At 51.2% G+C, this 22,938-nt stretch carries 18 protein-coding genes; 7 read left to right on the top strand and 11 right to left on the bottom strand.

Annotation, left to right across the window (positions count from 1 at the left end; translation table 11 throughout):
- The first annotated feature begins 50 nt into the window (after positions 1-50).
- The 3 genes from rsuA to OGV85_RS14695 all read left to right on the top strand — a co-directional run bounded on the left by rsuA (position 51) and on the right by OGV85_RS14695 (position 2,642).
- Positions 51-758, top strand: coding sequence for a 16S rRNA pseudouridine(516) synthase RsuA (gene rsuA / locus OGV85_RS14685; protein WP_003027496.1), 708 nt, complete (start codon positions 51-53; stop codon positions 756-758).
- Between the two features lie 15 nt (positions 759-773).
- On the top strand, positions 774-1,964 hold the full coding sequence (locus OGV85_RS14690) for a Bcr/CflA family multidrug efflux MFS transporter (RefSeq protein ID WP_061548532.1): 1,191 nt from the start codon (positions 774-776) through the stop codon (positions 1,962-1,964).
- A gap of 333 nt (positions 1,965-2,297) precedes the next feature.
- Positions 2,298-2,642: a YejG family protein gene (locus OGV85_RS14695; RefSeq protein ID WP_085951589.1), complete on the top strand. Its 345-nt coding sequence runs from the start codon at positions 2,298-2,300 to the stop codon at positions 2,640-2,642.
- A gap of 3 nt (positions 2,643-2,645) precedes the next feature.
- Here the strand turns inward: OGV85_RS14695 and yejF are convergent, their stop codons facing one another.
- The 9 genes from yejF to OGV85_RS14740 all read right to left on the bottom strand — a co-directional run bounded on the left by yejF (position 2,646) and on the right by OGV85_RS14740 (position 14,307).
- A complete protein-coding gene (gene yejF, locus OGV85_RS14700) occupies positions 2,646-4,235 on the bottom strand; it encodes a microcin C ABC transporter ATP-binding protein YejF (RefSeq protein ID WP_061548533.1) in 1,590 nt (529 codons plus the stop codon).
- A gap of 1 nt (position 4,236) precedes the next feature.
- Positions 4,237-5,262 carry an ABC transporter permease gene (locus tag OGV85_RS14705; RefSeq protein WP_003840055.1) on the bottom strand — a complete coding sequence of 342 codons (1,026 nt, stop codon included), beginning with the start codon at positions 5,260-5,262 and terminating at the stop codon, positions 4,237-4,239.
- A complete protein-coding gene (locus OGV85_RS14710) occupies positions 5,262-6,356 on the bottom strand; it encodes a microcin C ABC transporter permease YejB (RefSeq protein WP_032949670.1) in 1,095 nt (364 codons plus the stop codon). Before OGV85_RS14710 ends, OGV85_RS14705 begins: the two co-directional genes overlap by 1 nt.
- Positions 6,357-8,171 carry an extracellular solute-binding protein gene (locus OGV85_RS14715; RefSeq protein ID WP_061548534.1) on the bottom strand — a complete coding sequence of 605 codons (1,815 nt, stop codon included), beginning with the start codon at positions 8,169-8,171 and terminating at the stop codon, positions 6,357-6,359.
- A 100-nt stretch (positions 8,172-8,271) separates the two neighbouring features.
- The gene (locus OGV85_RS14720; RefSeq protein ID WP_177711677.1) at positions 8,272-9,831 is read right to left on the bottom strand and encodes a cyclic di-GMP phosphodiesterase; all 1,560 of its coding nucleotides are present in this window, start codon (positions 9,829-9,831) and stop codon (positions 8,272-8,274) included.
- 172 nt (positions 9,832-10,003) lie between these two features.
- Complete coding sequence (gene mepS, locus OGV85_RS14725; protein WP_003027474.1) at positions 10,004-10,573, bottom strand: bifunctional murein DD-endopeptidase/murein LD-carboxypeptidase; 570 nt, start codon at positions 10,571-10,573, stop codon at positions 10,004-10,006.
- A 413-nt stretch (positions 10,574-10,986) separates the two neighbouring features.
- Positions 10,987-11,700 carry a phosphatase PAP2 family protein gene (locus OGV85_RS14730; protein WP_061548536.1) on the bottom strand — a complete coding sequence of 238 codons (714 nt, stop codon included), beginning with the start codon at positions 11,698-11,700 and terminating at the stop codon, positions 10,987-10,989.
- Between the two features lie 34 nt (positions 11,701-11,734).
- Positions 11,735-12,721, bottom strand: coding sequence for a CobW family GTP-binding protein (locus tag OGV85_RS14735; RefSeq protein ID WP_003027465.1), 987 nt, complete (start codon positions 12,719-12,721; stop codon positions 11,735-11,737).
- A gap of 119 nt (positions 12,722-12,840) precedes the next feature.
- A complete protein-coding gene (locus tag OGV85_RS14740; protein WP_061548537.1) occupies positions 12,841-14,307 on the bottom strand; it encodes a mannitol dehydrogenase family protein in 1,467 nt (488 codons plus the stop codon).
- Between the two features lie 202 nt (positions 14,308-14,509).
- Between OGV85_RS14740 and uxuA the strand changes: the two genes are divergently transcribed.
- Complete coding sequence (gene uxuA / locus OGV85_RS14745) at positions 14,510-15,700, top strand: mannonate dehydratase (protein WP_003027459.1); 1,191 nt, start codon at positions 14,510-14,512, stop codon at positions 15,698-15,700.
- 45 nt (positions 15,701-15,745) lie between these two features.
- Here the strand turns inward: uxuA and pdxR are convergent, their stop codons facing one another.
- Positions 15,746-17,218, bottom strand: coding sequence for a MocR-like pyridoxine biosynthesis transcription factor PdxR (gene pdxR / locus OGV85_RS14750; RefSeq protein WP_181522751.1), 1,473 nt, complete (start codon positions 17,216-17,218; stop codon positions 15,746-15,748).
- A 164-nt stretch (positions 17,219-17,382) separates the two neighbouring features.
- Here pdxR and torC point away from each other — a divergent pair, with 164 nt between their 5' ends.
- The 3 genes from torC to torD are packed head-to-tail and all read left to right on the top strand — an operon-like array spanning position 17,383 to position 21,646.
- Positions 17,383-18,516: a pentaheme c-type cytochrome TorC gene (gene torC, locus OGV85_RS14755; RefSeq protein WP_032939215.1), complete on the top strand. Its 1,134-nt coding sequence runs from the start codon at positions 17,383-17,385 to the stop codon at positions 18,514-18,516.
- A gap of 9 nt (positions 18,517-18,525) precedes the next feature.
- Positions 18,526-21,024, top strand: a complete 2,499-nt coding sequence (gene torA / locus OGV85_RS14760; protein ID WP_061548539.1) for a trimethylamine-N-oxide reductase TorA — start codon at positions 18,526-18,528, stop codon at positions 21,022-21,024.
- The gene (gene torD, locus OGV85_RS14765; RefSeq protein ID WP_003840076.1) at positions 21,014-21,646 is read left to right on the top strand and encodes a molecular chaperone TorD; all 633 of its coding nucleotides are present in this window, start codon (positions 21,014-21,016) and stop codon (positions 21,644-21,646) included. The genes torA and torD overlap by 11 nt, the downstream gene beginning before the upstream one ends.
- 715 nt (positions 21,647-22,361) lie before the next feature.
- Here torD and yeiP read toward each other — a convergent pair.
- Positions 22,362-22,934 carry an elongation factor P-like protein YeiP gene (yeiP, locus tag OGV85_RS14770; protein ID WP_003027452.1) on the bottom strand — a complete coding sequence of 191 codons (573 nt, stop codon included), beginning with the start codon at positions 22,932-22,934 and terminating at the stop codon, positions 22,362-22,364.
- Between the last annotated feature and the right edge of the window lie 4 nt (positions 22,935-22,938).

The raw sequence follows: 22,938 nt of genomic DNA on the forward strand, positions 1-22,938 counted from the left end.
TTTTCGGGCGTAAACCCGATTCTCGTATTTTTACAGGCAAAATCACACACATGCGACTTGATAAATTTATCGCTCAGCAACTCGGCGTCAGCCGCGCTATTGCCGGGCGTGAGATCCGTGCTAACCGCGTTACCGTCGACGGTGAAATCGTCAGAAATAGCGCTTTTAAGCTGCTGCCAGAACACGACGTAGAATATGACGGTAATTCCCTGGTTCAACAAAATGGCCCGCGCTATTTTATGCTGAATAAGCCTCAGGGTTATGTTTGCTCAACGGATGATCCCGATCACCCGACGGTTCTCTATTTCCTTGATGAACCGGTTGCCTACAAACTGCATGCGGCAGGGCGTCTGGATATCGACACCACTGGACTGGTACTGATGACCGATGACGGACAGTGGTCGCATCGCATCACCTCTCCTCGTCACCATTGTGAGAAAACCTATCTGGTGACGCTGGAGTCGCCAGTGGCAGATGATACCGCCGAACAGTTTGCCCATGGCGTACAGTTGCACAATGAGAAAGACCTGACCAAACCGGCCGTGCTGGAAGTGATTACGCCAACTCAGGTGCGCTTGACCATCAGCGAAGGGCGCTATCATCAGGTTAAACGTATGTTTGCCGCGGTGGGTAACCACGTTGTGGAACTGCACCGTGAACGGATTGGTGACATCAGGCTTGATGAGGATCTGGCGCCAGGTGAATACCGTCCTTTGACTGAAGAAGAAATCGCCAGCGTTAACTTAACCCCGCGTTAATTTCAGGAGCTAAATGTGACCACCCGGCAGAACTCGTCAATTGCCATTGTCTTTATCCTTGGCTTGTTAGCCATGTTGATGCCGTTGTCGATTGATATGTATCTTCCGGCGCTGCCTGTTATCTCTGAACAGTTTGGTGTGCCAGCAGGTAGCGCGCAGATGACCCTCAGTACCTATATTCTGGGGTTCGCAGTGGGGCAACTGTTCTATGGTCCAATGGCAGATAGCCTTGGACGCAAGCCAGTGATCCTGGGCGGGACGCTGGTGTTTGCGGCGGCGGCAGTGGCCTGCGCACTGGCGCAAACCATCGATCAACTGATCGTGATGCGTTTCTTCCACGGCCTGGCTGCGGCGGCGGCGAGCGTGGTTATCAACGCCCTGATGCGTGATATCTATCCGAAAGAAGAGTTTTCGCGCATGATGTCATTCGTTATGCTGGTCACGACAATTGCGCCATTAATGGCACCGATTATGGGTGGCTGGGTGCTGGTATGGCTGAGCTGGCACTATATCTTTTGGATCCTCGCCATGGCAGCTATTCTGGCGTCGGTGATGATCCTTACACTGATCAAAGAGACTCTGCCGGTAGAGCGTCGCCAGCCGTTTCGCCTGCGTACTACTATTGGCAACTTTGCCTCGCTGTTTCGTCATAAACGTGTGCTGAGCTATATGCTGGCCAGCGGATTCAGTTTTGCCGGGATGTTCTCGTTTCTGAGCGCCGGACCCTTTGTCTACATTGAGATCAACCACGTTTCACCGCAACATTTCGGTTATTACTTCGCACTGAACATCGTATTCCTGTTCGTGATGACTATCATCAACAGCCGCTTTGTGCGTCGGGTTGGGGCATTGAATATGTTCCGTACCGGTCTGTGGATCCAGTTCGTGATGGCTGGCTGGATGGTCTTTAGCACACTGTTTGGGTTGGGGTTCTGGGCCCTGGTTGTGGGCGTTGCGGCGTTTGTTGGCTGTGTGTCGATGGTGTCATCTAACGCCATGGCGGTTATTCTGGATGAATTTCCACATATGGCAGGAACGGCGTCATCGCTGGCAGGGACATTCCGCTTCGGCATTGGCGCCATCGTTGGGGCGCTGTTGTCTCTGGCGACCTTTAACTCGGCCTGGCCAATGATATGGTCGATCGCATTTTGCGCTACCTGTTCAATTCTCTTCTGTCTTTACGCCAGTCGCGCCCAAAAACGGTGATCTATTACACATCCTGGGGGCCTTAAGGCCTCCAGAGTTGATATACATCAACCGCAAATCTATCATTTCCCCCGGTTATGTTTATTTTATGTAAAATCAATTTATGTAAAAAGTCACATCATTGTAGTTAAAAAGGTTGAGTTAGATCGCAGAAACGAGTACATATAGCCCGGAAATATGCCAGAACCATTGAATAATTTTAATTACCTGGTTCGGAAAGCGGCATAAAGACAGGGTGTAAACGTTTACCAACTGTCTGAAGACGTATTGTCAATGATGTGTTAATATTGATGTAAAGTAATTGTGAAGTGATTGTGCTTCCAGGGAAAGAAAGTGATGACATTACAACTCTCAATCGTTCATCGTCTGCCGCAGAGCTATCGTTGGTCGGTGGGTTTCGCAGGTTCAAAGGTTGAACCGATTCCGCAAAACGGTCAGAGCAATGAGAACAGCCTGGTGGCGCTCAAATTGCTCAGCCCTGATGGTGACAGCGCATGGTCAGTCATGCATAAGCTCAGCCAGGCCCTCAGCGACATTGAGGTTCCTTGTTCCGTACTGGAATGCGAAGGGGAGCCGTGCCTGTTTGTGAATCGCCAGGATGAATTTGCCGCGACCTGCAGACTGAAAAACTTCGGCGTGGCCATCGCAGAGCCGTTTTCAAATAACAATCCGTTTTGAGCGTCAGCTTAGCGCAAGCAGCTGACGCGTATAGGCTTGCTGTGGCGCGTTAAATACGTGCTCGCATTGCCCTTGCTCCACAACCTCTCCCTGACGTAGCACAATAACCTGATGGCATAACGCGCGTACTACGTGCAAATCATGGCTGATAAAAATATAAGCCAGCCGATGCTTTTCCTGTAAGGACTTTAACAACGTCAGGATTTGCGCCTGTACGGTTCTGTCTAGCGATGATGTTGGCTCATCCAGGATAATCAAGGAAGGTTTGAGAATCAATGCTCTGGCGATGGCAATACGTTGACGCTGACCGCCGGAAAACTCAGCCGGGTAACGATGCCGCGTTTCGCTATCCAGTCCCACTTCCGTCATCACCGCTTTCACCTGCGCCTCGCGTTGTTCGGCTGACAGGGTTGGCTGATGAACGCGTAACCCCTCCTCGATAATCTGTAGCACGCTCAGGCGTGGGTTAAGCGAGGAGTTGGGATCCTGAAATACCACCTGAATACGGTGACGGACCGGCAACAGCTGGCGACGATTTAAGGTATGCAGCGCCTGACCATCGAACACAATACTTCCCTGTGAGGAGATTAACCTCAGGAGCGCCAGTCCGGTAGTGCTTTTCCCCGACCCAGACTCACCTACCAACCCCAGCGTTTCACCGGGCCGAAGAGAGAAACTGATATTGTTAACCACGACGTTGTGGTCCACCACACGCTTCAGGATACCTTTGCGGATGGGGAAGGCGACGTGCAGTTTTTCCACTTCCAGCAGCGGGGCTTGTCCGGCCGGTAAAGGTACCGGGTCGCCGGAAGGTTCACTGTTTAGCAATTTCTGCGTGTAGGGATGCGTGGGCGCAGTGAGCAACTGTGCTGCTTTATTTTGCTCAACGCACTGACCGTTTTGCATGACTGCCACGGTATCGGCCAGCTTTTTCACAATGCTGAGGTTGTGGGTGATGAACAGTAATCCCATGTTCAGCTCGCGCTGTAGTTCCCTCAGCAGTTGCAGGATCTGTGCCTGAACGGAAACGTCCAGCGCGGTAGTCGGTTCATCGGCAATCAGCAGCTCCGGTCGTGTTAGCAATGCCATGGCAATCATCACGCGCTGGCGTTCCCCGCCGGACAGTTGGTGCGGGTAGTCTGCGAGACGTTTGGCCGCCTGACGGATGCCGACGCGATCCAGACAGGTCAGGATTTCTGCTCGCGCGGCCTCCCGACGCATTCCCCTATGCAGCGACAGCACTTCATAAAGCTGTTTTTCCAGATTGTGGAGCGGGTTCAGTGACACCATTGGTTCCTGGAAAATCATGGCGATTTTATTCCCCCGCACGCCGCGAAGCGTTTGCTCATCGGCGTGAAGTAATGATTCACCATGAAAACGGATGTCGCCGGAAAGGTAGACGACCGGAGGGGAGGGCAATAACCGTAAAATAGATAGCGCGGTCACGCTTTTACCTGAGCCGGACTCACCCACCAGTGCCAGCGTTTGTCCGGCATCAACGCGCAGTGACAGACTGTTGACCACGATGCGCACGGTCTCTTGTTGACGAAAACCTACCGATAAATTGTCAATAGCTAACAGAGGTTGTGTCATCTTAAATCGCCTTGTTGGGATCGAACGCGTCGCGTACCGCTTCACCAATAAAGATCAGAAGCGATAAGAGCAGGGCAACGGAGATGAACGCGGTAATGCCAAGCCACGGTGCCTGCAGGTTGTTTTTACCCTGTAACAGAAGTTCTCCGAGCGATGGCGAGCCAAGCGGTAAGCCAAACCCAAGAAAATCCAGCGAGGTTAGAGTGGTTATCGAGGCGCACAAAATAAACGGTAAAAAGGTCAGAGCGGCAACCATCGCATTGGGTAGCATATGGCGCAGAATAATACTGCTATCGCTCACGCCGAGCGCCTGAGCGGCACGAATATAATCAAAGTTTCGGGTACGTAAAAACTCCGCGCGCACCACGCCAACCAGGCTCATCCAGCCAAACAACACCGTAATACCCAGCAGCCACCAGAAGTTAGGCTGGACAACGCTCGACAGTAGAATGATGAGAAACAGCGTTGGCATACCGGACCAAACTTCAATGAATCGTTGCCCCCACAGGTCCACCTTGCCGCCATAATAGCCCTGTATTGCGCCAGCCATAATGCCCATCACGCTCGAACACAGGGTGAGCATTAAGCCAAATAAGACCGAAATACGTGTGCCGTAGAGGATCCGTGCCAGTACATCACCGCCGTTGGCGTCTGTTCCCAGCCAGTTTTGTGCAGAAGGCGGGGAAGGGAAGGGCTTATCGGTGGCAAAGTTAATGCTGGTGGCCCCAAAGCGTATTGGTGCCCACAGGATCCAGCCCTGGTTTTCCAGGCGCTGCTGTAGCCACGGATCCTGATAATCAGCCCGGGTCGCCAGCGGTCCGCCGAAGTCGCTTTCACTGTAGTTTTTGAACAGGGGGAAATACCAGCTATTGTCGTAGCGCACCAGTAACGGCTTATCATTGGCAATCAGCTCTGAACACAGACTAAGACCGAACAGCACCAGAAAAATCCACAGCGACCAGTAGCCGCGACGGTTGTGGCGAAAGCGCGCCCAGCGGGCCTGATTGACGGGGCTTAATCGCGACATTAGCGTCCCTCAAAATCAATACGGGGATCGACCAGCGTATAGCTGATGTCGCTGAGGATATTCAGCAGCAGACCGATCAGGGTGAAGATATAGAGTGTGCCAAACATTACCGGGTAGTCGCGTGATACGGTGGATTCATACCCCAGTAGTCCCAGACCGTTAAGCGAGAACATCACTTCAATCAGCAGCGAACCGGTAAAAAACATGCTGATAAACGTCGCCGGGAAGCCGGCGATCACCAGCAACATGGCATTGCGAAACACATGTTTCCACAGAATATTTTTCTCGCTGACTCCTTTAGCGCGTGCGGTGACGACATACTGTTTGCGCACCTCATCCAGAAATGAGTTCTTGGTCAGCATAGTCAGCGCGGCAAACCCACCAACTACCGTCGCCAGCACCGGCAGGGTAATATGCCAAAGGTAGTCAGTCACTTTCTGATACCAGGGCAGGGAGTCAAAATTGGCGGAAACCAGCCCGCGCAGCGGGAACAGGTCGTAGTAGCTGCCCCCGGCAAAAAAGACGATCAGCAAAATGGCAAACAGAAAGGCCGGAATGGCATAGCCAATAATAATAAATGCGCTACTCCAGATATCAAACCGGCTGCCGTTGTGAACCGCTTTGCGGATCCCAAGCGGTATTGACACCAGATAGATGATGAGCGTACTCCATAGGCCCAGCGTAACGGAAACCGGCAGGCTGTCTTTGATAAGCGTCAGCACAGAGGCGCTACGAAACAGGCTGTCGCCGAAATCGAAACGAATATAGTCCCAAAGCATTTTGAAATAACGCTCATGAATGGGCTTATCGAACCCGTAGCGCCGAGTGATTTCCGCGATGACTTCCGGGTCCAGACCCCGGCCGCCGCGATAATTACTGTCGCTGATGTTACCAACGCCGGTTTGCGCATGGCTGGCGCGAACGCCTTCGCTACCCGCGCCAGGTAATGCCCCGCTTTGCCCGAACTCAATGGCGGCGACGGCCTGTTCAACCGGACCGCCGGGGGCAATTTGCACGATAAAAAAGTTGATGGTGATGATGGCCCAAAGCGTTGGGATCACCAGCAGCAAACGTCGAATCAGATAAGCGCCCATCTATTCTCCCTGCCGTCTGGCTGCGGGCAGTTTCGCCGCTTTGTTGACGTCATACCACCAGTTGTCGAGGCCAATGGTATAAATTGGGCGAATAGCCGGATGCGAAAATTTGTCCCACCAGGCGATACGATCCTCGGCCATAAACCACATCGGCAACATGTAGTAATTCCAGGTTAAAACTCTGTCCAGTACCCGGCCGAGTGGGATCAGTTTGGCTTTATCACCTTGCGCGGCAATGATTTGACCGATCAGCTTATCGATAACCGGGCTTTGCACACCGGGGGCGTTATAGCTGGAGTCAATATATTGAGAAGCCCACAGAATTTGCAGGTCTGAACTCGGCCACGGCATTGCGCGATACAACCTTGGCATCATGTCATAGTCGCGACTGCGTAAGCGGTTGGTAATTTGTGAGTTATCAACCTGGCGGATGTTCATGGTAATGCCTAAGCGTTGCAGGTTGTGCTGGAACGGCAACACCCACTGACTGTTGCTGCCCGCCGGGAGCAATAGTTCAAAGCTCAGAGGTTTACCGCTGACGCTGTTTACGCGCTGCTGCCCCTTGAGTACCCATCCGGCTTGTTCCAGCAAGGTATCGGCTTTCAGCAAGTTCTCACGATCGTAGCCATCGCCTTTTGATTTTGGCGGCTGATAGATTTGGCTGAAGACCTCAGGAGGGAGATCTTTTTTCAAGGGCGCGAGTACCACCAGTTCATCTGCATCGGGGTATTTTGTCGCAGCATATTCGGTATTCTGAAAATAGCTGTTGGTCCGGCTCCAGGCGTTATAGAACAGGGCTTTATTCATCCATTCAAAATCAAAGGCCAGCGTGATGGCTTCCCGCACCCGTCGGTCACTGAACACCGGACGCTGAATATTAAAAGCCAGCCAGCGCGTATCCTGGGCGGATTCATTTTTTTGTTCATCTTTGATGATGTAATGATTCGCAAAATTTTTCCCGGTATAACGCGTCGCCCAGTTTTTGGCATCATTTTCAAGACGCAGATCAAACGCACCGGCCTTAAACGCTTCAAAGGCGACGTTATCATCCAGATAATAGTCGTAGCGGATGGTATCGAAGTTCCAGCGTCCACGATTGACGGGTAGATTAGCGGCCCAATAATCTTTGACGCGCGAATAGACAATATATTGGCCCATCTTCCATTTGGTAATGCGATAAGGGCCGCTGGCGAGCGGTGGCGATGATAAGGGATCGCTGAGCTTATGGTCTTTCCAGTACTTCTCTGGCATCACGGGTAATGAAAACAGGCTGAGCATGTCCTCTTTACTCGGTTTGGCTAATTCAATGCGTACGGTTAATGGCGCGATGGCTTTTACCGTTGTTCCCTTGTAGACCAGACGAAACTGTGGCACGCCTTCAGTCATAAATTTGTGGAAGGTGAATGCGACGTCGCGGGCGGTAATGGGTGATCCATCGTGAAAACGCGCTCGTGGATTAATGGCAATTTCTACCCAGGAATAGTCGTCAGCATAGCGTGCGCTGTCGGCAATGAGCGGGTAATAGCTACCAGGCTCATCGTCAGAGGTTGTAAACAGCGTATCGTAAAGCGTTTCGGTACGTGCGCCTGGATTACCGCGCATTGCATAGCGGTTAAAGTTGTCAAATGTGCCAATGGCGGAGAGGGTGATTTGACCACCTTTAGGGGCTGCGGGATTAACATAATCGAAGTGATTAAAGTTAAATGCGTACTTAGGTTCACCCAGTACAGCAAAAGCATAGCTTTCTTTGATGGATTGCGCCTGAGCGTTAAACCCGATGAGGGCGATAAACAGAAGCAGTACGCGAGGGATCATATAAAAGCGATTTCCTTTTCCTGCCACAACCCGACGGGCATCATGCCTGAAAGATAAGGGATGTAGTGGCGAGTGAGAGTATATGAATCGCATACTGCGATCACCACGTCGGCTTATTGGGCTGTGCCATCCAACGCACGAAATCAGCAAGCTTTAATGGTCGGCTAATCCAGTATCCCTGGAAAAAATGTACTCCATGTTCGCGCAGCCAACGGGCTTGCTCAGGTGTTTCTACCCCTTCAGCAACCGTCAGCATATTGAGACGTTTAGAGAGTGTCAACACGGCGTCCAGAACCGGAGAGGTCAGGGTTTCCGTCCCAATGGCGTTAATAAAGCCGCGATCGATTTTCAGGTAGTCAACGGTAAAGCGTTCCAGATAAATAAGCGCACTATGACCGGTGCCAAAATCATCAATGGCAATCTCAAAACCTGCGGAATGCAGCCATTCAAATAGCTTTGTAGCCTCGTGCTGATTGAGCATATCTCGTTCAGTGATTTCCAGTACTATCTGAAAATAGTTTGCGGGAAGCGAAGCGTGCAGGTGCCGAATGTCGTCCTTAAACGTCTCGCCGTGTAAGTGCGTTGGCGCGATATTGATCCCCAATTTTGCGCCAACGGGTAACACTTTTTGCAGCGCCGGCGCGTCCAGGGCTATCAGCTTGAAGAGGTGCTGAGTTAGCGGCACAATCATTTTCTGTGATTCAGCGTAATGAATAAAGGCATCCGGTGGGATCTCACCCGTTGTTGGGTGATTCCAACGTAACAGTACCTCGACGCCTTTCACCTCGAGCGTTTGCATCTCTACGACTGGCTGGTACACCACATAAAACTGGTTATGTTTGATGGCGTTGAGGATATCTTTGCCTGGGCGTAAACGGATGCTGTAGATGTAGTACCAGAGAAGGAGGGCGGTCATGATCCCGGCCATGCATCCGAGCATGATGGCGTATCCCACATCTTTATATGTCCACCGATCCGCGTAAAAACGCACCTCCAACGGGAATGTAGACAAGGCTGCATTATATGATGGGAGAGCAGGGAGTTCAGACACGGGGATTAATTGTTTGGAAAACGTGGTGATAGCCGTCTTCCCGACGATGAGTGCCACACCGTTGAAATCATCTTGCCGGGCGTTATAGAGAAGATAGGGTGCCAGGTTAACATTCAGGGTGGCAAAAACGCCGCTGTTCTGTAATGAATGATTGCGATACCAAATGAGTATTGCCGGTTTATTCGGCATCATTGGCGTACCGGGCTGGAGATCCATATCGATATCTTTCGTCATGTCCAGCACGGGAACCAATTGCTGAAGAGGCGTATTCATTGAACCGGTTGCTGAAGAGCAGAAAGCGATACCGTCTTTTACCAGCAAAAAGGCCCGCACATTCAGGCTAAACGCGGCGCTGGAAGTGAGTTGAGCTGAAGCTTGCGAGCAGGTGTCTTTTACCAGAGGTTGTAGTGTGTTGGTGGTGGTTTCAAGGTCAGCGAAGAAACTTTCAATATAGTTTTGTATGTTAGACGTTAGCGTGTCGTACTTTGCGTTTCGTTGATGCCATGACATAAAAAACTGCAGTGAGCTGACGAGTAACGCGACGACTATCCCCGTTATAACGCAGGTGAGCAGGAGTTTCCGATCGGAAGAAGAGGAGCGCCTTAACATAGTTCCTTATGTTTACCTGAAGTAACCACTTATCCTGTATGAATATAACCTGAAATGACTCATGTTGTGAGATTTTTCTTAGTCACAAGGGCAAAGCAAAAAAAAGCACCGCCGTAGCAGTGCTTTTTTATATGTCTCATCAGGATAGCCAAGGGATAGCTGCCAAACGAAATTAACTGCGGCTCAGAACCCGGCGAGCTTCGTTGTAACGTTTTTTCCAGTAAGGCTCGTTCATGCTGGAAATGATAACGCCACTGCTGGTCGAGGCATGTACGAACTGGTTGTTGCCGATATAAATACCGACGTGTCGGCCAGTAGAGCCAGCACGGAACAGAACCAGATCGCCTGTACGCAGATTAGTGCGCGAAACGGATTTACCCGTTTCCTGTTGTTCATAGGTTGAGCGAGGAAGCTCTAAACCAAATTGCTCACGAAACGTACGTTGTACGAAGCTTGAACAATCAATACCTTTTTTGGTGCTGCCGCCAAGGCGGTAACGCACGCCTTTCCAGTCAGCATATTGGTCCATAATACGTGATTTAACATCGATATTACGTACCATATTTTCAAATTCATCCTGAGAGGCTTGCAGTGAAGAGTTATCTCCATTGCCCACAGCATGCGTCTCAGAATGCATATTCCTGGCGGTGTTCGTTGTGCTACATGCAGAAAGCAGAACCGCAACTGCTATCGCGGGTATGCCCCGCAAGATATATCTCAAAATCGGTTGAGATTTGACCATTTTGTTTGTTTTCCCTTGAAGTCCTTAACGATAAATATCGTTATAAAAAATGCCAAACGTGACGAGACTAATTACCATCGCACGATGAGACAATTCCTTAAGGTCAAATCTGTGGCAGAACGCACAAATTTATTCTGAAAGGGAATAATTATCCTGCGAGGCAAAACGTGTTCGAGATTACCCGATCGTTCCGGTCAATGCGAGTGATTTTACGTGATTTCTTATAAGAAAAATTGATACAGAAAGTGAATAAACGGCATTGTCTAAATTAAGAACAATCAGGGTGAAAAATACGCAACTTACTCATTTTAAACATGAATAAGATGACAGGAGAATGACAATCAGAATGATGAAATATTGACAGGCATCATCAGGGAATCAGAAGTATCCCTGATGATGTTAATTACTCTGTGTTATTTGTTTAAAAATTGTTTGTTTTTGCCGGGTAGATAATTCACGAACAGAGTGACTAAGCGGTCGCTTATTGGCGTCATTAGCCACCAGGGAAGGCCAATCAGGACCACCGTCATGGAACCAACCACGATATCGGTGAGCCAGTGGGCGCCAATCATTACGCGTGGGAAGGCAAAAACCACAGCGATAATAAGGCCGATTATTCCTGCGACTTTTCCGAAATAACGCAGCATGAATGCGGAAAAAATAAGCAACATCATGCCGTGATCGCCAGGAAAACTGTCTTTCGACGCATCTTTGGTCGGAATATGCAGCAGTTCACTGACGCGATAAATATTATCCAGCATCAGGGTTGGGCTGGCACGTTTAACGGGAATAAGCGCCTGGCCCAGCTGATTTAATATCACTGCGGTAAGCAGCATAACCAAACCGATAGCCACAATGCGTCGGCGACCTTCCGATGTCTCTTTGAGCCAAAAGTGCAGCATCAATGCGCCCATTGCCAGCAATGAGCAGCCATCAAATGCCCGGTTATTGGTTATAGCAACAACCCATAAGAACAGCGGGCTTTCCACCAGTTTATGGTTAAAGAAGCGGAAAACGCCCGTATCCAGTGAAGACCAGAACCCATGCCCGGCTGGAATATACCAGGACAGAAACAGTGCCAGGCCCACAATATTAAGCAGGAGGATTAGAGGGTATCGGGTTTTCATCGTCGTTTACCATTGCTAAAAAACGAAGGCAACCTTACGCGCTAGCGCCTAAACGAAGTCTCAACAATGCGCTCTGTAGCGCATTCCAGTCGGTCTCGGTATCGGCGATGAGTTCAATACGACTATCTGGTGGCGCGACGTTTTGCGTCTCTATATGCCAGTCGTCTCCCTGGCGGTTAATGCGTACCAGTCCTTCTTTAATACGCATTACCCCCTTCACACGTCCAACAGGAGCGAGACGCGACCATTCCAGCAGACCGATAGTATCGAACACCGTATCGGCGTCAAAAATCCAACCGCAGGCCTGATGGCCCTGTCCGCTGTTCAGGCTACGACGCCAGCGCTGCTGTGCGGGTAGACTCAACGCTGCCAGCCCCTTTTTGTCGGCATGACTATGGGCGTGCTCCGCGCTTGCAGGAAGCTCTGCCAGGTTTAGTCGGGGCAAATCCAGTAGCTGTCCGTCAATTTGTCCATGGTCGGCATGAACTAACTGGCGATTACCTCCATAGTGTTGCCACCAGCTTTGTAGGGCGTTTTCGCTTTCCGTCGTGGCACGGTCGGTTTTGTTGGCAACAATGATATCTGCGGCGGCCAGCTGATCGCGGAAATTGTCATTGGCGACGCTTTTTTCATCCAGTAACAGCCGCGGGTCAAGAATACAGAGGGTCGCACGCAGATCGATCCACGGTTCGTAAACCGGTGCGGTGAGTAAATCCAGAATCTGTTTAGGGTGGCCGAGGCCGGTGGGTTCAATGAGCAGACGGTCAGGTTTTCCCTGACGTAGCAGCGTATTGAGACCAACCTGCATCGGCAGACCGTTAACGCAGCACATACAGCCGCCGGGGATCTCTTTTAGCAGTGCGCCGCTGTTAGCCAGTAGCGCGCCATCAATGCCAACTTCGCCAAACTCATTAACCAGCACGGCCCACTTCTCAGCAGGATCTTTGTTTGCCAATAAATGAAGAATAGAGGTGGTTTTGCCACTGCCGAGAAAACCGGTGATGAGATTGGTTTTAGTCACATTTACTCCAGAATCATAAATTACCGTAATGGCATTTAACAATCCTGGCGAAAAACGGTGAAAAAGAGAAGGGGTGAGAGGACGAAGACGCGCTTCGTCCTGTTTAATGGCAGAAATCGTTAACTTTTTAACGTATCAATGACAGCCTGATGCGCACCGTATTGGGCAATTCGTTGCCAGGCCTGCTGAATGCCCGCGACAAACTGCGGATTCTGGACGAGATCGGTAGCGAAAATTTCGCGCAGCGAAAGCAGGGCGCTGACACGTTCTGATTCAGTACTCTGTTTAACCAGATCGGCAATTTTCTCACTTAGTGGGTCACGAATATCAATTGCGGCGCCTGAGTCATCCACGCCGCTCACATAACGCATCCAGCCTGCGACACCGAGCGCCAGCAATGGCCACTCACTTTGGCGGGCTAAATGTACGCGGATCCCTTCCAACATGCGCTGGGGTAATTTCTGGCTACCGTCCATCGCAATTTGCCAGGTTTTATGTTTCAACGCTGGGTTGGCAAAACGCTCCAACAGGCTAAGGGCATACTGGTCTAAATCAACGTCGATAATTTGCAGCGTAGGCGCCTGTTCGTTGAGCATCAGACGGTAGGCGGCTTCACGAAATGCGCTGTCCTGCATGCAGTCGCTGATGTGCTGGAACCCGGCCAGATAACCGAGATAAGCCAGAAACGAATGACTGCCGTTCAGCATCCGCAGTTTCATTTGTTCCCACGGCAAGACGTTTTCGACCATCTGAACACCCGCCGTTTCCCATTGTGGGCGGCCACACACAAAATTATCTTCAATCACCCACTGGATAAACGGTTCGCAGCTGATTGCGCAAGGATCGGCAACGCCCAGCTCGCGTGCGATTTCAGCCAGTGACTCTTCGGTAGCGGCAGGAACAATGCGATCCACCATGGTACCCGGGAAGCTGACATGCTCCTGAATCCAGGTTGCCAGTTCTGGTGAACGTTTTTCCGCCATTCCCAGTACGGCGTTTTTTACCACATGACCATTGTCCGGGATATTATCGCAAGAGAGGACGGTAAACGGCTGTAGCCCGCGTTCACTCCGGCGGTGTAGCGCTTCAACAATAATTCCGGGGACAGAGTGCGGTTCAGTCGGTGTTTGCAGATCGTGAGCAATACGTGGATTACTGAGGTCTAACGAGCCTGTCGCCGGATCGATGCAGTAGCCTTTTTCCGTAATGGTTAACGAGACAATAGCCACCTGAGGCTCGCAGAATTTTTCAATAATAGCCGCCAGTGAATCCAGCCTGGCGTTGAGACATTCGTTGACGGAGCCGATAACAATCGGTTGGTTGCCGTTGGCCCCTTTCTCCAGCACGGTAAATAAATGATCCTGTTCGCGCAGTTGGCTCATCAGTCGATCGCCGCTGAACAGACTGATCTCACAAATACCCCAGTCTCCACCCTGCGCATTCAGCACCCTGTCGGTGAGTAACGCCTGATGGGCGCGGTGAAAAGCACCGAAACCAAAATGTACAATCCGCGTTTTTAATTGCTGGCGGTCGTACTGCGGCATCATGACATTTTCCGCCAGTGGCGCTGAGGCAATAGTTTTCATTAAATACACCTGATTAACCATTAATTAACAATGGCAGTATAAAGTTATATGACAGCAAATTGAATTGGTGTGCCTCATTTATCCGGGGAATGTGAGCTTGATCAACCAATCATCGGCAATGTGTTGATCATCTAACGGATGCCTGTATGGTAGTCGTCATTAAGGTGATTTAATTTGGTATAACAACTTGTGGGGTAAAACAATGGAACAAACCTGGCGTTGGTACGGACCTAACGATCCGGTATCGCTTGATGATGTGCGTCAGGCTGGCGCAACGGGTGTTGTAACCGCCTTGCACCATATTCCTAACGGTGAAGTGTGGCCGGTGGAAGAAATTCAACAGCGTCAGGCCATTCTGGCTGAAAAAGGGCTGACCTGGTCGGTGGTGGAAAGTATCCCTGTCCACGAAGATATCAAAACGCGTTCAGGTCAATATCAAACGTGGATTGCCAACTATCAGCAGAGTATCCGTAATCTTGCGACCTGCGGCATCGATACCGTGTGCTATAACTTCATGCCGATCCTCGACTGGACGCGTACCGACCTCGAATATCAGCTGCCGGATGGTTCCAAAGCGCTGCGTTTTGACCAGATTGCCTTTGCGGCTTTCGAACTGCACATTCTGCAACGCCCGGGAGCTGAAGCGGATTATACCGACGAAGAACAGCGCCAGGCGCTGGACTACTTCAATGCCATGAGCGATGCAGAAATTGAAAAGCTGACACGCAATATCATTGCTGGCCTGCCTGGTGCAGAAGAGGGCTATACGCTGGATCAGTTTCGTGCGCGCCTTGCTGAATATGACGGCATCAGTAAAGACGATCTGCGCGAAAATATGGCGGTATTCCTGCGGGCGATTGTGCCAGTGGCAGAAGAAGTCGGCGTGCGTCTGGCCGTGCATCCTGACGATCCGCCGCGCCCGATCCTCGGCCTGCCGCGTATCGTTTCGACTATCGAAGATATGCAGTGGCTGAAAGAAACCGTCGACAGTATTAATAATGGTTTCACCATGTGTACCGGTTCTTACGGTGTGCGCGCTGATAACGATCTGGTGAAAATGATCGAAACCTTTGGCGATCGTATCCACTTCACGCACCTGCGCTCGACCTGTCGTGAAGATAACCCGAAAACGTTCCACGAAGGTGCGCACCTGCAGGGTGATGTGGATATGGTATCGGTGGTGGCTGCCATTTTGAGCGAAGAGCAGCGGCGTAAAAAGGCGGGCGACCTGCGTCCTATCCCGATGCGTCCGGATCATGGACACCAGATGCTTGACGATCTGCACAAGAAAACCAATCCGGGCTACTCGGCAATTGGTCGCCTGAAAGGACTGGCAGAAGTCCGCGGCGTTGAGCTGGCGCTGAAAAAAACGCAGTTCCGCGACCTGCTGTAAGTCTAACAACAGGGATTGCGCTACAGGTGCAATCCCTGTTATTCATCAAGGCTGCGCGAGCGCCTGCTCCAGCACTGTCAGCACTTTATTGATCTGCTGTATCTGCAATCCACCAAATCCAAAAAACATAACAGCATCGCTGTTTTCTTTGCGCCATGCGGCTTCTGATCCATTTTCTATATCCGGCAGAGTGTCGAAACGGATCCCAGCCAACAGGCAGCTTTGTTGCAACCTGGCGATGAATTCGGTATGTCTGGCAATGCGTAACGAGAGGTGCAGACCTGCCGTTGCGCCAGCGATTTTCCCTTCGGGAAACAGAGTGGACAGGCCATCGCGTAACAGAGTGAGGCGCGTCGCATAGCTGCAGGCCAGCTTGCTGATATGCGTATAAAAAACCTGATTTTGCATCAGTTCGGCTAAAAATTGCTGCAACAACCACTGACTGCCGTTGTTATTGAGCGCTTTCATATTCTGTACCGCCGGAAGCAGTTCATCAGGGCAAATAAGATAGCCAAGCCGTGCGCCTGGCCCCAGCGTTTTAGAAAATGTCCCCATATAGATAACCCGGTTGTGATAATCCATGGCTTTCAGCGCGGGAAGGGGATTGTCCCCATAGGTAAAAACGGCATCGTAATCGTCTTCAATGATGTAAGCGCCGACGCGTTGCGCCCACGTTAATAATGACTGACGGCGCTCCAGCGAAAGCACACTTCCCATCGGATACTGATGAGCTGGAGTAACATAACAAAGCTGGGTTTCATACTCGGGTAAATTATCTGTTTGCAGCCCGTGGTTATCTACGGCAATTGACGTAATGTCTGCACCGTAATAATTAAAGAGATGCCATGCGCCAGAATAACAAGGGGATTCGGTCACAATATGGCACTTTTTTTGCTGACTGACAGCATGATGAATAATAAATATTTGGCTGAGTAGTGATAATCCTTCCTGAATCCCGTTGGTAATGATGATGTTCTCTGCTCGGGTATTAATTCCGCGGGATAAATTAAGGTATCTGACCAGTTGCTCACGTAGTGAAAATAATCCATTTGGTGAATGATACCGGGTAAATAATTGTTCTTTAAGTATGCTTGGAGCATTATTCCATTTCCGCCAGCTTGACCAGGGAAAAGCGTTGGGGTCGGGGACGCCCATCCGGCAGTAGCACTCTCGTCCAGGCTCGGCGTAAACATCGGTAGAGACCCCGGCAGCTTTAGGTTTTACCGGTGGGGAGCCTTGGGTTACGGTCACATGAGTTGGGGTTATACGTACAGGCGTGGTGAATATCACTTCATAGCCAATGCCGTGTCGGCTCTTGATTAACCCAGCCGCCATCAGCTTATCATAGGCCATCACTACCGTTATTTTAGCAACGTGCAATACCTGAGCCTGCTCGCGAATAGAGGGGAGTTTGTCTCCACAAAGCAAATCACCCTGCTGAATTGCCTGGAAATAAAATTGAAATATCTGCAGTTGCAGCGGAGTACGGCTTTCTCTATTGAGCGTCAGTGTTAGCATAAGAAATTCCTTATTTACAGATGGTCACTATATTACGAATTTCTGATCTTTACTATTTGACTCACCTCATAGAGTGGCTGCTGTTCCTATAATCTGCTTTCGCTGTCTCTATTTTTGATTTTTATTATCCCTTAGCGTGTCGCTATTAAAAAATGGAGGCAAGCATGTCGTGGATAAGAAAGAACGCATTGTGGTGCGCATTCGTCGGGGCGGTAGTAATGGCCTTGGCTATTTGGGGAACGTGGCAAGGCGTTCATTACACCAGTACCACCGAATTTTGTTTATCGTGTCACTCGATGCGCACGGCTGGAGAGGAATATAAAACCAGCGTGCATTTTCGCAACGCGTCTGGCGTGCGGGCTGAGTGTAAGGATTGTCATATTCCACCGGGCGTTGTGCCAACGCTTATTCGTAAAACTGAAGCCTTAAACGATCTCTATCACACCTTTATTTCTCCTTCTATCGACACTCCGGAAAAGTTTGCTGCCAAACGCTCGGAGCTGGCCCAACGGGAGTGGGCGCGCATGAGCGCGAATAATTCAGCGGCGTGTAAATCCTGCCATAGCTATGAGGCCATGGATCATGGCAAGCAATCGGCAAATGCGGCGGCGCAAATGACCGCGGCGGCAGCAAAAGACAGTAACTGTATCGATTGCCACAAAGGAATAGCCCATCACAAACCCGATATGAGCAGCGGTTTTCGCGATCGCTTTAAGCAGCTACAGCGTCAGGGAGATACGCCAACGGATGCGTCCACACTGTTCTCATTAAGCGAAAAATCATTGGCGGCAACGGCAGAAAGTCCGGCAGGGAAGGCGCTGTTATTTCCCGCCACCGAGGCCAAGGTGCTGAAAAAAGAAGGCAGTAACGTCCAGCTCGAAATTACGGGCTGGCGTGAAAGCAAAGGGCGTGGACGGGTGATCACCCAGTATATGGGGAAACGCGTTTTCTCCGCCGTGCTCGATGAGCCCCTGATGGCGAACGTAAAAGTGCTACAAACCCAGGTCGATCCTGATTCACATCAGGAATGGCAGCAGGTGAGCGTCACCGCCTGGACCACCGATCAGGACTTTATCAGCACACTTGCGCCAATCTGGGAGTACTCAGATCAAATGCTGCAATCCACCTGTAGCGCCTGTCATAGCACTCCTCCTACGACCCGATATACCGCTAATGGCTGGATCGCTGGATTGAAAGCCATGTCGACCTATTACCGGCTTAATCCGGTGGAGGAACGTACTTTGTTGAAATACCTCCAGACCCACGCCAGCGATGTGTCTGACACCAACAAAAAGTAAGGATAATGTATGGATATTCATGACTTTAATCCGTCCCGCCGCCGTTTTCTCAGCGGTATGTTGGCGGTGGGTGCTGCCAGCGCACTGGCGCCTAATCCGCTGATATCAAAAGTGTGGGCGGCGGGGGAAAATCCCGAACAGTGGATTCAATCAGGTTCGCACTATGGCGCTTTTGAAGCCAAAGTGGTCAACGGTGAGTGGACCGAAATCCGTCCGTTCAAACATGACAAATATCCCTGCGATATGCTGAACGCGGTGCGTGAAGTGGTCTACAACCCGTCGCGGGTGCGCTACCCGATGGTGCGTCTGGACTGGCTGCTTAAACGTGAGAAGTCGGATCGCAGCCAGCGCGGAGATAACCGTTTTGTACGGGTCAGTTGGGATCAGGCGCTGGATTTGTTTTACGAAGAGCTGGAGCGGGTGCAAAAAACCTATGGTTCATCAGGCGTATTTACCGGGCTTGCTGACTGGCAAATGGTGGGCAAATACCATAAAGCGGGCGGGGCGATGGACCGGGGACTTGGCCTGCATGGTAGCTATGTGACAACTGTCGGCGACTATTCTGCGGCAGCGGCCCAGGTCATTTTACCGCATGTGATTGGTTCACTGGAAGTTTATGAGCAGCAGACGTCACTCCCGCTGGTGATTCAAAACAGCAATACCATCGTGTTGTGGGGTTGCGATCCGATCAAGAACTTGCAGATCGAGTTTTTGGTTCCCGATCACGATGCGTTTGGCTACTGGCAGCAGATTAAAGAGGCGGTAGCGCAGAATAAGATGCGCGTTATCAGCGTTGATCCAGTGCGTAGCAAATCTCAAAACTATCTTGGCTGCGAGCAATTGGCGTTGCGGCCACAAACCGACGTCGCGTTAATGCTGGCACTGGCGCATACCCTGTACGAAGAAAAACTGTACGACACGGCGTTTATTACCGATTACACCGTCGGCTTTGAACAGTTTTTACCGTACCTGCTGGGCGAGAGTGATAAACAGCCGAAAAATGCCGAATGGGCGGCAGAAATCTGCGGGCTGACAGCAGAGCAGATCCGAGACTTCGCCCGCCTGTTGGTGAAAGGCCGGACACAGTTTATGGGCGGTTGGTGCGTACAACGCATGCACCACGGTGAGCAGTATCCGTGGATGCTGGTGGTACTGGCCAGCATGGTCGGTCAAATTGGTTTGCCCGGCGGCGGGGTCGGATTTGGCTGGCACTATAACGGCGGTGGGACGGTAACATCGACCGGGCCAGTGCTCTCCGGGCTGGGGAGTATTACTAATCCCCCGCAGGCGAAGTACAAAGCGGATTTTCGCGGCGCATCGGAGCATATCCCCACTTCGCGTATCGTTGACTGCCTGCTTGCGGCAGGCAACAAGATTGCCTTCAACGGTGAGACGTTAACGTATCCTGACATCAAAATGGCGATCTACAGTGCGGCCAATCCATTCCACGCCCAGCAGGACAGGAACCGTATGATTGAGGCATGGAAGAAGCTGGAAACCGTGGTGGTGTTAGATCACCAATGGACCGCGTCGTGCCGTTTTGCCGATATCGTTCTGCCTGTGACCACCCGTTTTGAACGTAACGATATTGAGCAGTTTGGCACGCATTCGAATAAAGGGCTGATGGCGCTGCATCAGATTGTTAAACCGCAATACGAAGCGCGGCATGATTTTGACATCTTTGCCGGGCTGTGTAAGCGATTTGATAAGGAAGCGGTGTACCGTGAAAACCGGAATGAAATACAGTGGATACAGGCTCTTTATGACGAAGGTGTGAAGATGGGGGCGTCGCTCGGTGTTACCTTACCGGACTTTACAACGTTCTGGCAGGGTGACGGATATATTGAATATCCGCCGGGTCAGCCGTGGGTACGTCACGGCGAGTTTCGTGAGCAGCCAGACCTGAATCCGCTGGGAACGCCGTCAGGTCTTATTGAAATCTACAGCAAAACCATCGCGGGCTTTGCCTATGAGGATTGTCCGGGGCATCCGGTGTGGATGGAACCCTTTGAGCGTACCCATAGCGGCAAAAAAGATAAATACCCGCTGCATTTGCAATCCTGCCATCCAGATAAACGTCTGCATTCCCAGTTGTGCTCAAGCGAGGCGTTTCGCAACACCTATGCAGTTGCCGGAAGAGAGCCGCTTTATATCAGCGAACAGGATGCCACCACTCGTGGCTTAAAAGCCGGTGATATCGCCCGCGTTTTTAACGCTCGTGGTCAGGTACTGGCTGGCGTGGTAATCAGTCCGGATTTTACCCCTGGCGTGGTCCGTATTCATGAAGGCGCGTGGTACTCCCCGCAGGAAGGGGGGAAAGCCGGGACATTATGCACCTATGGCGACCCGAACGTGCTGAGTGCGGATATCGGTACTTCACAGCTGGCTCAGGGGCCTTCAGCACATACCGTGCTGGTGGAGGTCGAGCGTTATCAGCAGAAAGCCCCGCAGGTGACGGCTTTCGGTGGTCCGCAGATTGTGAAAGAGGAGGGGACCAGTGCAGCATAATCAAATTCATCAGCAGCGGGCGGCTGTGTACCAGTGGTTTTCGCAACTGTTATTTCGTGAGCTGGATGAAAAACAGCTCGCCAGTCTGGAAAATGGCAATAGCCAGGCATGGATTGCCTCACTTGAGGCGATCCCCGGATTATCTGCCAATGTTAAACGTTTTGAGCGTAGCCTGGGCCGGGTTCTGCGGCGCGACTCCCGACAGCTGGAGTTGGCCGCAGATTTTGCCTCGTTGTTTCTGCTGGCCCCGCCGGCTAGTGTTTCTCCCTATGCGGGGCACTATCCACACACGACGGCGGCAGAAGAACGTCTGCAAATGAATGTACTGCTGGTTGAGCAAGGGCTGGCGGCGCGGGAGAATGAACCCTCCGATCATATTGCCGTACAGTTGGCATTAATGGCGAGGATGGTTGCTAAAGAGGAGAAATTCTCCGCGCAGTATTACTTTTTGCATCATCATATTCTGTGCTGGGCACCGTTATTTCGCGACGCTTGTCTGGTGCGGGATAACGAGGGGTTTTATCCTCAGGCGGTTAATCTGATAGTGCGTTTTATGCAAGAGGATGAACAGTATCTGGAGTCGCTGCTGATGGATGATTTTTATTTCAGCAGTCAGCGCTGAAAATGACAAAGGGACAGCCTGCGCTGTAATGCCAGTCAGTAAAGCATTATGGAGAATATTTGATTGCGGCATAGGGTTCCGTTCACCTCAGTGGAGTCATTTCTCTGAAACGCCGTTACCCGTGAACGTGCAAGGGAGGCTCACCGCCGCCTCCCTTGCATCCCAGGCTCCCGGCGGGAAAATCGTCGCTGCGCGAGTTATTCGTCTTATGCCGTCTGCCTGTCGGGTCGGTGCCGAGCCTGCATCCTTGCAGGCCGTCCCCTCTGCCCGCATCCCTGCGGGCAGCCCCGGTCTGCCGTCAACGCCTCATCGATTTTCAGCCGGACCGGGGTCATCGCTTTAACGCTCTGGCTTCCAGTTAAATCTGTTTTGCTGTTTAAACAAAAAACGCAGGTGGTCAGGTGTGGGCTGGTCCGGCTGAAAATTGCCGACGTGTTTCCGTAAGGCCGGGAGAACCCGCATGGATGCGGGTTCAGGGCGCGTTTTGCAGGGACGCTACCTCGCGCCCGGCCCGGTAGCCTGGAGGAATAAGCGGAGGGAACCACGAAGTGGCAATTTTCCCGCCGGGAGCCGGGATTGTTAAGGGTACGGCGATAGTACCCTTAACACGTTCACAGGCAGTATGGTTTCAGAGAAGTGATACCACTAAAGTGAACGGAACATTTTGCCAGAGATAACATGCCATTATCTTTGGTTCACCTGTAACGACAGGAGATTAATCTGCACGGCCCATATAGCGACGCTCTTCGATATGAATACGGATTTTTTCACCCGCACTCAAATACTCAGGAACCTGGATCACCAGACCGGTGCTCAGGGTTGCTGGCTTGTTGCGCGCACTCGCTGAAGCACCTTTAATACCCGGTGAGGTTTCAACGATTTCCAGGTCTACGGTCTGCGGCAGTTCAAGCGCCAGCAGTTGGCCGTCCCAGGTCAGTACCTGCATATCCGGCATACCGCCTTCCGGCATGAACAGCAGCTCTTCTTCAATCTGGTCTTTGGTGAAGGTATACGGGGTATAGTCTTCTTTATCCATAAAGATGTATTCGTTGCCATCGACGTAGGAGAAATCAACCCCGCGGCGGCTCAGGGTGACGGTATCCACGATATCGTCGCCTTTGAAGCGCTCTTCAACTTTCAGACCGGTACGCACATCAGAAAAACGCATTTTGTACAGCGTAGCTGCACCACGTGCAGACGGTGATTGAATATCGATATCTTTTACAATCAGCAGCTTGCCGTTGTAGTTTAGTACCATACCTTTTTTAATTTCGTTCGCTCTTGGCATCGAA

Source organism: Citrobacter sp. Cf132, assembly GCF_030333885.1.
In the GTDB taxonomy this organism is placed as follows: Bacteria; Pseudomonadota; Gammaproteobacteria; order Enterobacterales; family Enterobacteriaceae; genus Citrobacter; species Citrobacter freundii.